Origin of the sequence: Ochrobactrum teleogrylli (genome assembly GCF_037482325.1) — a bacterium.
Lineage (GTDB): Bacteria > Pseudomonadota > Alphaproteobacteria > Rhizobiales > Rhizobiaceae > Brucella > Brucella teleogrylli.
Window position 1 is genome coordinate 1,807,251 of sequence record NZ_JBBHKQ010000001.1, and the last position, 13,781, is coordinate 1,821,031.

The window sequence follows — 13,781 nt, forward strand, 5'->3', positions numbered from 1 at the left end:
GATTACCCCTCGGGGAGGAGGGCGATCTGATTGCCGGGATAGCGCACAAGGCGTCCCGCCAGATCGAGTTCCAGCAGAATAAGCTGGACCTGACTGGCACCAATGCCGGTATGGCGGACAAGACTATCGATATCGACCGGGCTTGGACCGAGAACGTCCACAACGCGGTAACGTTCCTCATCCGTCATGAGCGCGGGCAGTTCATCCAGCGGTTCTTCCAGTTGATGGTTACCGTCAGCCTGCGGAATTTCGGCGCTAAAAAGATCTTGCGGCCGCAAGATCGGATTGAGCGTCTCGATCACATCCTCCACGCCGGTGACCAGTGTTGCGCCTTGTTTCAGGAGCGCATTGGTGCCACGGGCGCGTGGGTCCAGCGGTGAGCCGGGCACGGCAAAAACCGTGCGGCCCATTTCGCCCGCCATCCGCGCGCTGATCAGCGAACCGGAGCGTTCCGCCGCTTCCACAACGATCAGGCCGAGCGAAAGCGCGGCAATGATGCGGTTACGGCGCGGAAAATCGCGGGATCGCGGTTCTGCGCCCATCGGCATTTCGGTGATCAAAGCGCCGTCATGTTCGGGGATTGCGCGGTATAGCGGCAGGTTTTCAGGCGGGTAGGGGCGATCCAGCCCTCCAGCCAGCACGGCAACCGTGCCGCTCGTCAGGCTGGCCTTGTGTGCGGCGGCATCAATGCCACGCGCGAGCCCGGAAATCACGGCAAAGCCCGCATCGCCGAGATCACGCGCCAGTTTCTCCGTGAAGCGCGCACCCACAACAGAAGCATTGCGCGAGCCGACAATGGCAACGGGTGGCTTGCGGAACACGTTCTCACCGCCCTTGATGATCACCAAAGGCGGCGGCGCTTCGCAGTTCTTCAGTTGCGCGGGATAATCCGGTTCGCCCATGCCGACGAGGCGAGCGCCATGGCGCTCAATTGCCTCCAGCTCACGCTCGGCATCTTCCATCGGCGTAATGCGAAGTGGTCTCGTGCTGCCGCCCCGGATATTGAGATCGGGTAGCCGCTCCAACGCATTGGCGGCGGAACCGCAAAAAAGGATAAGGTCGCGAAAGGTAACGGCACCGATATTGTCGGTGCGAATAAGGCGCAGCCAGTTCAATCTCTGGCGATCTGAGAGGCGAATTCCGGCTTTTGAATTCGCGCCCTCCATCACCCCTTGGCTCCGATCCGGCTTTCTGTGCCGTTCAGAAGCCGCTTAATATTGGCGTAGTGCTTGAAGAAGATGATCACTGTCAGCACTGCAAACAGGCCCGCAATCGCGTGGTCGCCTTTGAAATAAAGGCCAATCGGCACGATGACACTGGCCAGAAGCGCGGATAGCGACGAATAACGCGTGACAATTGCGGTTACGATCCAGACAGCGGCGAAGATCAAGGCGCCGGGCCATGCCAGGCCGATCAGAATGCCGAGATAGGTGGCAACGCCTTTCCCGCCCTTGAAGCCGATCCATACCGGAAAGAGATGGCCGATAAAGGCGCCAAAGCCCGCAGCAATTGCGGCACCTTCGCCATAGCGCCAGGCGATCAGCACGGCAAAGGTGCCCTTCAGCGCGTCGAGAATAAGTGTCGCGGCGGCGAGTTTCTTGTTGCCGGTGCGCAGCACATTGGTTGCGCCGATATTGCCCGAGCCGATGGACCGCACATCACCCAAGCCCGCCAGTCGGGTGAGGATCAGCCCGAAAGGAATGGAACCGAGGAGATAGCCGAATATTAGTGTCGCAACGAGCACGAGATTAAAGAAACCGGTTTCGGCCATATAAATTCCCTCTGGCTTTTATTGTCATCCGAGGTCCCGAAAAGAATTCCCCTCCCGGGACCATGGACTCTTATGCCGAATAAACGGTTTTGCCGGCGACTATAGTGCGGACAACGCGACCCTGAAAGCGGGCGCTTTCAAAACAGCTGTTCTTCGAAAGCGAATGCAGCTCTTCCTCCCGCACAATCCACGGCTCGTCGAGATCGACAATGGCAAGGTCTGCCGACGCGCCGGGCTTCAGCGTACCGGCATCGAGGCCGAAAATCTTCGCTGGGGCGGTAGACAGCACTTCAACCAGACGCAACAGCGGGATGCTGTCATTGTGATAAAGACGAAGGGCTGCGCCCAGAAGCGTTTCCAGGCCGATGGCTCCGGCTTCTGCGTCCGCAAAAGGCAGGCGCTTGGTGTCCACATCCTGCGGATCATGCGCGGAGACGACAATATCGATGGTGCCGTTCTTGACCGCCTCGACCATGGCAAGCCGGTCCTGTTCACTGCGCAGTGGCGGCGACAGGCGGAAGAAGGTGCGGAACTCGCCAATATCGTTCTCATTGAGCGACAGGTGGTTGATCGACACACCTGCCGTCACCTTGGCGCCAAGGTCCTTGGCACGGCGCATGGCATCTGCCGACATGGCGCAGGAAAGCTGTGCCGCGTGATAATTGCTGTTGGTCAGCGCGGCGAGGCGCAGATCGCGCTCCAGCGGGATGACCTCGGCTTCACGCGGGCTTCCGGACAGGCCGAGCCAGCTTGCGAACAGGCCTTCATTCATCACGCCATTGGCACCGAGATAGGGGTCACGGGTTTCGCAGGCGATGACCGCGTTGAAATCGCGGGCATAGGTCAGTGCGCGGCGCATCAGCTGCGTATTGCCTATTGTCTGACGGCCTTCGGTGAAGGCGACCGCACCGGCATCGCGCAACAGACCGATTTCAGTCATTTCTTCGCCGTGCAGCCCCTTGGTGATCGCAGCCGCCGGGTGCACATTGACAACGGCCGTATCGCGGGCAGTGCGCTTGACGAACTCCACCAGTGCCACATCGTCGATGACCGGATCGGTATCCGGCATCATGATGATAGAAGTCACACCACCGGCGGCAGCAGCGCGGCTGGCTGACGCGATAGTTTCGCGGTGTTCCGCGCCCGGCTCGCCAATAAACACCCGCGAATCGACCAGACCGGGCAGAACGGCCTTACCGTCCAGATCGATGATTTCCGCGCCTTCCGGCGCGCCCTGATTGCGGGCATCCGCTCCGGCGGCAACGATCTTGCCGTCGCGGATCAGCACGCTGCCGGTTTCATCGAGACCGCGCGACGGATCGACGATGCGCGCATTTTCAAACAGAACGGCGCTCATGCTGCTTCTCCGTTGCTTGGATTTCGGCGCGGATCGAGTAGGGCTTCCATCACGGCCATGCGCACGGCAACGCCCATTTCCACCTGCTGCTGGATGACGCTCTGCGGGCCATCGGCGACATCCGAGGCGATTTCGACGCCACGGTTCATCGGACCGGGATGCATGACGAGCGCGTCAGGCTTGGCGTGTTTCAGTTTTTCCTTATCGAGGCCGTAGAAGCGGAAATATTCACGCACCGACGGCACGAAGGCACCTGCCATGCGCTCGCGTTGCAAGCGCAGCATCATGACCACATCGGCGTCTTTCAGACCTTCCTCCATCGAGTTGAAGACTTCGACACTCATATCCGCCATGCCGGAAGGCAGAAGCGTGGATGGCGCGACGACGCGAACGCGCGCACCGAGGGCGTTGAGAAGCAGAATGTTGGAGCGCGCCACGCGTGAATGGAGCACATCGCCGCAAATGGCGACAATCAGGTTTTCGATCTGGCCTTTGGCGCGACGGATCGTCAGCGCATCCAGCAGGGCCTGTGTGGGATGTTCATGCGCGCCGTCGCCCGCATTGACGACCGAGCAGCCGACCTTTTGCGCGAGCAGGGCGGCGGCTCCGGCAGAGGCGTGACGGATGACCAGAATATCCGGTTGCATCGCGTTCAGCGTCATCGCCGTATCGATGAGCGTTTCGCCCTTCTTGACCGACGAATTGCCGACCGACATGTTCATCACGTCGGCACCAAGCCGTTTACCGGCCAGTTCGAACGACGATTGCGTTCGCGTCGATGCTTCGAAGAAAAGATTGATTTGCGTGCGACCGCGCAGCACGGACTTTTTCTTCTCTGGCTGCCGGGATACGGCGATTTCCTGATCGGCAAGATCAAGGAGGCAGAGAATGTCCAGGGGCGATAGCCCCTTGATACCAAGCAGGTGGCGGTGAGGGAAAAGCGGAGAGACCGGTTCTTTTATCATGGCAAGTCACCCGTATAGGACCATAGCACTAAGCCCGCAACCGTCCTTATAACGGCATCTGCCGATTCCCCAAGAAAAACCTGTGTCGTTTGAGCGACAAATTCGGGAATGGATGGCAAATTTTTAGCAAATGCGATGCAAGACGGTTAAGTTGAACAAAACGAACAGCACGGAATGAGCCTTTGAAAACGCATGAAGTCACCAACCAGACGCCGCCCATGACAGGCACCAATGCATATCTGGGCGATCCGCTTCTGATGCAGATTGCGGCTCGTTTTCCAAAAGAGCTCCACAATGAGCTGGAACAGACAGGGCGTTTCGTGCTGTCGGCGGAAGCGCAGGATCTGGCACGGCTGGCCAATACGGAGCTGCCAAAGCTGCGCTCCCATGACCGGCAGGGCAACCGGATCGATCTTGTCGAATATCATCCGGCCTATCACGCACTCATGCGCCGCTCCATCGCCCAGGGCCTGCATTGCTCGATCTGGGAAGACAATCCGGCTGAAACCGGTCGCCGTCATCAGGCGCGCGCCGCACGCTTTTATCTGACCGCACAGCTTGAGGCCGGGCACCTTTGCCCACTCACCATGACAAGCGCCTCGCTTGCGGCATTGATGGGCGCGCCGGACATCTACAAAGAGTGGTCTCCGGCGGTCCTGTCGCGCAAATACGACTTTTCTCAAAAGCCCGCGCTCGGCAAAAACGGCGTCACGCTCGGGATGGGCATGACGGAAAAGCAGGGCGGCACGGATGTGCGCACCAACACGACCCGCGCGACAGTTAATGAGGACGGCACCTATACGATCACCGGGCATAAATGGTTCATGTCTGCGCCGATGTCGGATGCGTTCCTGGTTCTGGCGCAGGTCGATGAGCAGCTTTCCTGCTTTCTGGTTCCGCGCCTCACTTCGGAAGGTAAAGGCAACGGCTTTGCCTTCCAGCGTCTCAAGGACAAGCTCGGCAACAAGTCCAACGCCTCTTCGGAAGTCGAGTTCGACGGCGCGATCGGCCAGCTGATTGGCAATCCGGGCGAGGGCTTGAAAACCATCATGGACATGGTAACGCTGACACGGCTTGATTGTGCCGTCGCATCGGCAGGCCTGATGCGCTCCGGTCTGGCCGAGGCCGTGCACCACTGCCGCCATCGCGCGGTCTTCGGCAAGCCCTTGATCGAACAACCTTTGATGAGCCGTGTTCTGGCCGATATGGCGCTGGATGTTGCTGGTGCGACAGCACTTTCCATGCGCCTTGCCCGCGCCTTCGACATGGCGGCAGGTGATCGCGCCGAAGCTGCCTTCGCCCGCTGCATGACGCCGGTGGTGAAATATTGGGTGTGCAAGATTGCGCCCGCCTTGCTTTACGAAGCCATGGAGTGTCTTGGCGGCAACGGCTATATCGAAGACGGCAATCTGGCCCGCGCCTATCGCGAAGCGCCGGTCAACGCCATATGGGAAGGTTCTGGCAATGTCATGGCGCTGGATGTGGCGCGGGTGCTGTCGCGTGCGCCCGGTCTGTTTGACGAAGTGCTGGAATGGATCGGCGGACAACTTGGCCAGCGCGGGCAGGGCACCATCGACGTTCTGCGCGCTGCTTTGCAACTGACGGAAAGCGATCAGGGGGTTGCCCGTCTTCTGACGGAACAGCTTGCCTATGCGGCTGCGGCGGCGGAATTGCGCCAGCTCGGCGCGGACGACATTGCTGATGCCTTCATCGAAACCCGGCTCGGCGGCCAGTGGCGCAGCACCTATGGCATGCTCGATGCGCGCCATGATGCGATGCGCATTCTCGACCAGCTTTATCCGGCGTCGTAATCGTCATCGGCTTCCGACCGCCTGATCAGATGCAGGCGGTCGAGCGCGCCTTGCAGGATGAAGGCAGCAGCAGCCGAATCGATGCGTTCGGCGCGCTTGCCGCGTGATACATCCATGCCGATCAGCGCGCGTTCAGCGGCAACGGTGGACAGCCGTTCATCCCAGAACACGAAGGGCAGACCGGTCAGCGGCTGCATGGTGCGCACGAAAGCGCGGGTTGCCTGAACACGGGGACCGGAAGTGCCGTCCATATTCATAGGCAAGCCGATCACGATCACGCCGACCCTATCCGCCTCCAGCGCCTTCAAAAGCGTTTGCGCATCCAGCGTGAATTTAACCCGTTTTATGACCGGACGCGGATTGGCAAAAGAGTAACCGAGGTCCGAAACGGCGACGCCTATGGTTTTGGTGCCAAGGTCCAATCCGGCAATCGTCTGACCGGGCTTCAGCAGCGCCGGGATTTCCTCGATTTCAACGATAGCCATAAGTCCTCATCGGAATTTGAAGTGGTCTTCATATTGCTTTCAACTTTATGGGCGTCATATCTGTTCTCAACCCGGAAATCGAGATCGAAGGAGAATCTTCATGAAACTGACCTGGCTTGGCCATGCCGCCTTCCGCATTGAAACCGCAAAGGCGGTCATCCTCATCGATCCGTTCCTGAACGGCAATCCCGGGGCGAAAGGCATCGACTTCAAGGAAGCGACCAAAGGCGTCACCCATATTGCACTGACCCACGGCCACGGCGATCACATCGGCGACACGGTTGCCATTGCCAAGGAGCATGGCGCGACGGTTATCGCCAATGCCGATCTGGCAAGCTGGCTCGGCACACAGGGCGTTGAAAAGCTCGAGATGGGCAACACCGGCGGCACGCAGTCGCATGACGGCTTCACCGTCACCTTTGTCAATGCGCTGCATTCCTCGGCTTTTCTGACGGAAAACGGTGTTTCGCAGGCGCTTGGCAACCCGAACGGTCTGGTGTTCCACTTTGAAGACGATCCTACGCTTTATCACATGGGCGATACGGATATTTTTTCCGACATGGCGCTCATCAACGAGTTGCACCAACCGGAAATCGGCATTGTGCCGGTTGGCGACCGCTTCACCATGGGCGGTGCGGTGGCGGCTCTGGCCTGCCAGCGTTACTTCAACTTCAAGACCGTGTTGCCGTGCCATTACGGTTCGTTCCCGATCATCGACCAGACCGCGGAAAAGTTTGTGGCCGGTATGGCCGATCATCCCGGCACGAAGGTTCTGGCAGATCCTGCCGGCATCGTTCACAGCTTCTAATCCCCGTTGAAGCGCCAAGAAATGTTGCGCTTCAACAATCGCGCCGTTATAGCCGTAGCAAAGAACCTTCAGGGTGGCGGGTCGCCGCCCTGATACAGCATTTGCGGAGAACAGAATGTCCGTCGATATTTCCACCGTCAAACGCGTTGCGCATCTCGCGCGCATCGCCGTCAGCGAAGACGATGCCGAGCGCATGACCGGTGAACTCAATGCAATTCTGGGCTTTGTCGAGCAATTGAACGAAGTCAATGTTGACGGCGTCGAGCCGATGACCTCGGTGACGCCGATGAATATGCGCCTGCGCGACGACAAGGTGACCGATGGCGGCATCGCCGATGCCGTGGTTGCCAATGCGCCAGTCACGGAAGACAATTTCTTCGTCGTTCCGAAGGTCGTGGAGTAAACCATGGCCGTTCGGGTTTCCATCGAGACCCCATTGCAGGACGACGTGCGCGAGCTGGTCGAGCACCTGAACGCGCATATGCTGCCGCTGTCGCCACTGGAATTCCAGTTCAAGATGACAGTTGAGCAGATGGCGGAGCCGGATACCACGGTTTTCGTGGCCCGCGACGAGACGGGCAGGGCTGTCGGTTGCGGCGCTTTGAAGCTGCACGAAGACGGCATCGGCGAATTGAAACGCATGTTCACCCGCCCGGAAGTGCGCGGCAAACGTGTGGGGTCTGCTCTCGTGGATGCGATTGTCGATGCGGCAAACGCCAAAAACGTTTCCCGCCTTGTGCTCGAAACCGGGACAGGCCCCGGTTTTGCCGGTGCATGGCGGCTTTATGAGAATTCGGGTTTTACGCGCTGCGGTGTGGTTCTGGACTATCCGGACTCCGAATACAGCGCCTTTTTTGAAAAGCGTCTCTCTGAGGCGCACTGACAGGATTTGACGATGAGCGAACTGACCGCACTGACCATTGCCGAAGCGCGCGACAAGCTGAAGGCCAAGGCCATCACCGCGACCGAGCTGACCGATGCCTATCTGGCCGCTATCGACACCGCCAATGAAGCCATCAATGCCTATGTGACCGTTACGCACGATCAGGCGCGTTCCATGGCCAAGGCCTCGGATGAGCGCATCGCCAAGGGCGAAGCGGGTACGCTGGAAGGCATCCCGCTCGGCGTGAAAGACCTGTTCGCAACCAAGGGTGTGCATACGCAGGCTTGCTCGCATATTCTCGACGGCTTCAAGCCGGAATATGAATCGACCGTCACCGCCAATCTCTGGGCTGACGGCGCGGTCATGCTGGGCAAGCTCAACATGGACGAATTCGCCATGGGCTCGTCCAACGAAACCTCCTATTATGGCTCGGTCAAGAACCCGTGGCGCGCCAAGGGTTCCAATGCCGATCTGGTGCCGGGCGGTTCGTCCGGCGGTTCGGCTGCTGCCGTTGCCGCACAGCTTTGCGCTGGCGCCACCGCGACCGATACGGGCGGTTCCATCCGCCAGCCTGCAGCCTTCACCGGCACGGTCGGCATTAAGCCGACCTATGGACGCGTGTCGCGCTGGGGCACGGTTGCCTTCGCTTCGTCGCTCGATCAGGCTGGTCCGATTGCGCGCGACGTGCGCGATGCCGCTATTCTGCTCAAGTCCATGGCATCGCTCGACCTCAAGGACACCACCTCGGTCGATCTGCCGGTGCCGGATTATGAAGCCGCCATCGGCAAGTCGCTGAAGGGCATCAAGATCGGCATTCCGCGGGAATATCGCGTCGATGGCATGCCGGGCGAGATCGAAGAACTGTGGCAGAAGGGCATCCAGTATCTGAAGGATGCCGGTGCCGAGATCGTCGATATTTCGCTGCCGCACACGAAATATGCGCTGCCTGCTTATTACATCGTCGCACCGGCGGAAGCTTCGTCCAACCTCGCGCGCTATGACGGCGTGCGCTATGGCCTGCGTGTGCCCGGCAAGGACATTGCCGACATGTATGAGCAGACCCGCGCGGCCGGTTTCGGCAAGGAAGTGAAGCGCCGTATCGTGATCGGCACCTATGTGTTGTCAGCTGGTTATTACGACGCCTATTATCTGCGCGCCCAGAAAGTTCGCACGCTGATCAAGAAAGACTTCGAGGACGTTTTCGCCAAGGGCGTGCACGCAATCCTCACGCCTGCGACGCCGTCGGCTGCATTCGGCCTTGCCGATGAAGACCTCGCCAACGATCCGGTCAAGATGTACCTCAACGACATCTTCACCGTGACTGTGAACATGGCCGGTCTTCCGGGCATTGCAGTGCCTGCTGGCATCAACGGGCAGGGCCTGCCGCTCGGTCTTCAGCTGATTGGTCGCCCGTTCGAGGAAGAAACCCTGTTCCAGACAGCCCACGCTATCGAGCAGGCCGCCGGACGCTTCACTCCGGCCAAATGGTGGTAAAAGTCGAAACTGCAATTCGCCGGGGCCTCCCCGGCGAATTTGTTTTCATGGCCGCTCTTGCGGTCAGGGCGTGGGAAATCCCTGCCAAAAGCGAGCCACTTGGTGATCGTCGCCGCGCGGAGCTGGAAGCGAATTTTCTCGGCTATCTGCATGAGAATGCCGATGGCGTTTTGGTTGCGGAGCTCGACGGAAAAATCCTCGGCTGGGGTGCGCGCGTTCCCGGCAGCAATTATATCGCCGATCTCTGGATCGATCCGCCCTATCACGGACAGGGCATAGGCGGACGCATTCTCGACGCGCTGATGGCGCAAATTCTGCTGGATGGCTTCGATTCAGCAACGATCGGCACGCATGCCGATAATCTCCCGGCCATCGGCCTTTACGAGAAAATGGGCTTTCGCATCGAGTGGCGTGGCGAAGAAGCATCGGTCAGCATGGGCCGCGTCGTTGAAAAAGTGCGCATGTGCGCAACGCTTTGAAACGCCTTCTGTTGCCGAACAGTCCGGCGCGCCTATCCTTCTCTTGAGAGTTCCAGTTTTTCTTAGGAGGAGGGCCATCATGTGGATCATGCTGACGGATGTGAGTGGCGAAAAGCTCGCGATCAATTTCAACCACGTTCTATCCTATAATGCCTACGGTACGGGCACACGCATTCTGACGATGAGTGCGGACCAGACTTTCTTCGTTAAGGAATCGCTGGAAGATATCGAGTCGCGCCTTGGTATCAACGTGAAAGCGTAAAAATCATTTTTTTCAGTCAGTTGAAATATCTGGCTCAGATATAAATAGAGCGGCGGTTGGCCAAAACCAACGCGCCGCTCTCTGTTCATGATAAGCTTACTTTAAATGTCGAGTTCTTCCACGAAAGCAGCGCGATCCGTGATGAAGCGGAAACGGGCTTCCGGCTTGGTTCCCATCAGTTCATCGACGGTATTGCGGGTTTCATCGATATAGTCTTCGTCCACCTGCACCCGCAGCAGCGTGCGCTTCTTCGGGTCCATCGTGGTTTCCTTCAACTGCTCGGCGCGCATTTCGCCAAGACCTTTGAAGCGACCGATTTCCACCTTGCCACGTCCGGTAAACATGGTGCGCAGCAATTCATCTTTATGGGCGTCGTCACGCGCATAAGCCGTCTTGCCGCCTTGGCTCAGGCGGTAAAGCGGCGGCACGGCCAGATAAAGGTGGCCGTTGCGGATCAGTTCCGGCATTTCCTGATAGAAGAAAGTGATCAGCAGCGATGCGATATGCGCGCCGTCCACGTCCGCATCGGTCATGATGATCACGCGGTCATAACGCAGATCGTCTTCGCGATAATTCTTCCGCGTGCCACTACCCAGCGCCTGAATGAGATCGGCAATCTGCTGGTTTGTTGTCAGCTTTTCGCGGCCAGCGCTGGCGACGTTCAGAATCTTGCCGCGCAGCGGCAGGATCGCCTGCGTGGCGCGATTGCGCGCCTGCTTGGCCGAACCGCCTGCCGAGTCACCTTCGACGATGAACAATTCCGCACCTGCTGCCGCATTCTGCGTGCAGTCGGCCAGCTTGCCGGGCAGGCGCAGCTTGCGCGTTGCGCTCTTGCGCACCGTTTCCTTTTCCTGACGACGGCGCAGACGTTCTTCCGCTCGGTCCACCACCCAGTCGAGCAGGCGCGAGGCTTCCTGCGGTGAGGCCGCGAGCCAGTGGTCGAACGGATCGCGGATTGCATTTTCCACAATTCGCTGCGCTTCCACCGTCGCCAGCTTATCCTTGGTCTGACCGACGAATTCCGGTTCGCGGATGAAGACCGACAACATGCCCGCAGCCGAAACCATGACGTCATCCGTCGTGATGATCGAAGCGCGCTTGTTATTGGTCAGTTCCGCATAGGCCTTGAGACCACGCGTCAGCGCAATGCGCAGGCCAGCCTCATGGGTGCCGCCATCGGCAGTCGGAATCGTATTACAATAGGAATGGACGAAGCCGTCGCCGCCATACCACGTGACCGCCCATTCGACGGCGCCGTGCCCGCCCTGCTTCTCGGTCTTGCCAGCAAAAAGCTCGCGGGTGACCTGATGTTCCTTGCCGAGGGAGGCCTGAAGATAGTCCTTCAGACCACCGGGGAAGTGGAACACGGCCTTTTCAGGCGTTTCCTTTTTGGGGTCGAGCAGCGAGGGATCGCAGTTCCAGCGAATTTCGACACCGCCGAACAGATAGGCCTTCGACCGCGCCATGCGATAAAGCCGGTGCGGGTCGAAATGCGCCGTCTTGCCGAAAATATCCGGATCCGGGTGAAAGCGAACACGTGTGCCGCGACGATTATGCACTTCGCCTGCATCTTCCAGCCCGCCCTGCGGAATACCGCGCGAAAAGCGCTGGCGATAGAGACGACGGTTGCGCGCGACTTCCACTTCCAGCACGTCGGACAGCGCATTGACCACCGAAACGCCGACGCCGTGCAGGCCGCCCGATGTTTCATAGGCCTTGCCGTCGAACTTGCCGCCCGCATGCAACTTGGTCATGATGACTTCAAGCGTGGACTTGCCCGGCACCTGCGGGTGTTCGTCAACCGGAATGCCGCGGCCATTATCGGAAACGGTGATGAAACCTTCTGCATCGAGGCTGACTTCGATGAAATTTGCATGGCCTGCCACCGCTTCGTCCATCGAGTTATCGATGACTTCCGCAAACAGGTGGTGCAATGCCTTTTCGTCGGTGCCACCGATATACATGCCGGGGCGCAAACGCACCGGCTCCAGCCCTTCGAGAACGCGGATGGACGAGGCGTTGTAATCATCGCCACCTGATGAAACCGGCTGGGCCTTGGTCGCAACCGGCTTTGCGGCCTGTTGAACAGGTGCAGACGGCAATGGCGTTGCCGCAGGCGGTGCGACGGGTTGAGGCGCGGCGCTCTGTTCCGTGCGTCGTTCCACCTGCCGCTCCCGGGCATTGTTCACCACTCTCGAAAAGAGATCGTTGCTGTCGTCCATCTTTACCCGATAAGCTCTCTGTCAGAATTTCAGGAAGGACCATGCGGCTTGCTGCCCCGGCATGGACCGAAAATATACTGTCTGCGAATCATCCGAATGATGCCATGCGCAGCCGTGAAAGGCGAATGAAGTTCGCCTTACGTTCCACTTTCGCACGGCTTTATCAAAGGATTTCGTGTGATGTCGTGTCGGTTTGCACCAGAAACAAGGCGAAAGTCAAACAAGCGGCTGTTCATTCGATGAATATGATGGAAACGGGGCCGTTGTTGGCCTACAGCGAACAAACGAGCATTTAGAAGAAATCGTGAGCGGGAAATGCAGGGCAGCGCGGCAGGCGGCGTAGAAGCGCATGTAAAAGGCATGGCCATTATGGTCGTCTCGGTGCTGATGCTGCCGCTGATGGACGCCATCGGCAAATGGCTGGCCATGATGGATAATATGCCTCCGGCAACCGTTACGTTCATGCGCTTTTTCGTGCAATGCTGGTTGATGTTCTTCATTCTGCTTGTGGCAGGTGGTGGGGTGGCGGCACTTCGCACGCAGCATCTGGCGGGCAACCTCATACGCGGGGTTCTGATGGGCTTTGGCGGCCTCTGCTTTTTCACAGCTGTCAAATATATGCCGCTTGCCGACGCCATGGCCGTATTCTTCGCAGAGCCGCTTATTTTGACGCTGCTTTCGGCGATCTTCCTCAAGGAGAAAGTTGGCTGGCGGCGATTCAGCGCGGTCGGTATCGGCCTCATCGGCACGATGATCGTCATCCAGCCAAGCTTCGAGATTTTCGGCGCGGTGTCGCTGTTGCCGCTGGCGACGGCGGTGACATTCGCGATCTATCTGATCCTAAACCGCAAATTCGGCGCGAAGGAGAGCCCGCTCGTCATGCAGTTTTACGCAGGCGTTGGCGGATGGGTGTTTGCGGGGCTCGCCATGCTCGTCGGGCCAACCATGGGCCTCGAAGATTTGAGCTTCGGCCTGCCCAACGGCATCCAGCCCTGGCTGCTTTTGCTGCTTTTGGGCACTATCGGCACGGTCAGCCATTTGATGGTCGTGCACGCCTTCAAACTGGCGCCAGCTTCCATGCTGGCACCGTTTCAATATCTGGAAATCGTGAATGCGGTTCTGGTCGGGCTGATCGTCTTCGGCGATTTTCCAACGCCATCCAAATGGTTTGGCATCGTGATCATCATCGGCTCGGGCTTTTATGTCTTCATGCGCGAGCGCAAACTGAAGGTCGCAGCCTGACG

Annotated in this window: 15 protein-coding genes; 9 read left to right on the top strand and 6 right to left on the bottom strand. The window is 58.9% G+C overall.

The features are described 5' to 3' along the window. Positions 1-2: 2 nt before the first annotated feature. From dprA to WIX40_RS08455, 4 genes are all read right to left on the bottom strand, one after another. Positions 3-1,169 (bottom strand): DNA-processing protein DprA, encoded by a 1,167-nt coding sequence (gene dprA / locus WIX40_RS08440; RefSeq protein WP_339439808.1) that lies wholly within the window; start codon positions 1,167-1,169, stop codon positions 3-5. Next, positions 1,166-1,771 (bottom strand): glycerol-3-phosphate 1-O-acyltransferase PlsY, encoded by a 606-nt coding sequence (gene plsY, locus WIX40_RS08445; RefSeq protein WP_339439809.1) that lies wholly within the window; start codon positions 1,769-1,771, stop codon positions 1,166-1,168. Before plsY ends, dprA begins: the two co-directional genes overlap by 4 nt. Positions 1,772-1,841: 70 nt before the next feature. Then, entirely contained in the window at positions 1,842-3,128 is a 1,287-nt protein-coding gene (locus tag WIX40_RS08450; protein WP_339439810.1) for a dihydroorotase, read from the bottom strand. Beyond that, positions 3,125-4,093: an aspartate carbamoyltransferase catalytic subunit gene (locus WIX40_RS08455; protein WP_109367345.1), complete on the bottom strand. Its 969-nt coding sequence runs from the start codon at positions 4,091-4,093 to the stop codon at positions 3,125-3,127. Before WIX40_RS08455 ends, WIX40_RS08450 begins: the two co-directional genes overlap by 4 nt. Positions 4,094-4,275: 182 nt before the next feature. Between WIX40_RS08455 and WIX40_RS08460 the strand changes: the two genes are divergently transcribed. Beyond that, complete coding sequence (locus tag WIX40_RS08460; RefSeq protein WP_339439811.1) at positions 4,276-5,904, top strand: acyl-CoA dehydrogenase family protein; 1,629 nt, start codon at positions 4,276-4,278, stop codon at positions 5,902-5,904. Here the strand turns inward: WIX40_RS08460 and ruvX are convergent. After that, the gene (gene ruvX / locus WIX40_RS08465; RefSeq protein ID WP_339439812.1) at positions 5,889-6,389 is read right to left on the bottom strand and encodes a Holliday junction resolvase RuvX; all 501 of its coding nucleotides are present in this window, start codon (positions 6,387-6,389) and stop codon (positions 5,889-5,891) included. The genes WIX40_RS08460 and ruvX overlap by 16 nt on opposite strands. 100 nt (positions 6,390-6,489) lie before the next feature. On the opposite strand from ruvX, the gene WIX40_RS08470 reads away from it, so the two are divergent. From WIX40_RS08470 to WIX40_RS08495, 6 genes are all read left to right on the top strand, one after another. Next, the gene (locus WIX40_RS08470; protein ID WP_339439813.1) at positions 6,490-7,197 is read left to right on the top strand and encodes a metal-dependent hydrolase; all 708 of its coding nucleotides are present in this window, start codon (positions 6,490-6,492) and stop codon (positions 7,195-7,197) included. Positions 7,198-7,312: 115 nt separating this feature from the next. Beyond that, positions 7,313-7,600, top strand: coding sequence for an Asp-tRNA(Asn)/Glu-tRNA(Gln) amidotransferase subunit GatC (gatC, locus tag WIX40_RS08475; RefSeq protein WP_078336964.1), 288 nt, complete (start codon positions 7,313-7,315; stop codon positions 7,598-7,600). A gap of 3 nt (positions 7,601-7,603) precedes the next feature. After that, positions 7,604-8,080 (top strand): GNAT family N-acetyltransferase, encoded by a 477-nt coding sequence (locus WIX40_RS08480; RefSeq protein WP_121538338.1) that lies wholly within the window; start codon positions 7,604-7,606, stop codon positions 8,078-8,080. Between the two features lie 12 nt (positions 8,081-8,092). Further along, a complete protein-coding gene (gene gatA / locus WIX40_RS08485) occupies positions 8,093-9,574 on the top strand; it encodes an Asp-tRNA(Asn)/Glu-tRNA(Gln) amidotransferase subunit GatA (RefSeq protein ID WP_109367350.1) in 1,482 nt (493 codons plus the stop codon). A 47-nt stretch (positions 9,575-9,621) separates the two neighbouring features. Further along, on the top strand, positions 9,622-10,053 hold the full coding sequence (locus WIX40_RS08490) for a GNAT family N-acetyltransferase (RefSeq protein WP_339439814.1): 432 nt from the start codon (positions 9,622-9,624) through the stop codon (positions 10,051-10,053). 79 nt (positions 10,054-10,132) lie between these two features. After that, positions 10,133-10,315, top strand: a complete 183-nt coding sequence (locus tag WIX40_RS08495) for a hypothetical protein (RefSeq protein WP_109367351.1) — start codon at positions 10,133-10,135, stop codon at positions 10,313-10,315. Positions 10,316-10,416: 101 nt separating this feature from the next. Here the strand turns inward: WIX40_RS08495 and parE are convergent, their stop codons facing one another. Then, positions 10,417-12,537 (bottom strand): DNA topoisomerase IV subunit B, encoded by a 2,121-nt coding sequence (gene parE, locus WIX40_RS08500; protein WP_339439815.1) that lies wholly within the window; start codon positions 12,535-12,537, stop codon positions 10,417-10,419. 41 nt (positions 12,538-12,578) lie between these two features. Here parE and WIX40_RS08505 point away from each other — a divergent pair, with 41 nt between their 5' ends. After that, positions 12,579-12,833: a hypothetical protein gene (locus WIX40_RS08505; protein ID WP_339439816.1), complete on the top strand. Its 255-nt coding sequence runs from the start codon at positions 12,579-12,581 to the stop codon at positions 12,831-12,833. A gap of 19 nt (positions 12,834-12,852) precedes the next feature. Then, the gene (locus WIX40_RS08510) at positions 12,853-13,779 is read left to right on the top strand and encodes a DMT family transporter (RefSeq protein WP_339439817.1); all 927 of its coding nucleotides are present in this window, start codon (positions 12,853-12,855) and stop codon (positions 13,777-13,779) included. The last annotated feature ends 2 nt before the right edge of the window (positions 13,780-13,781 follow it).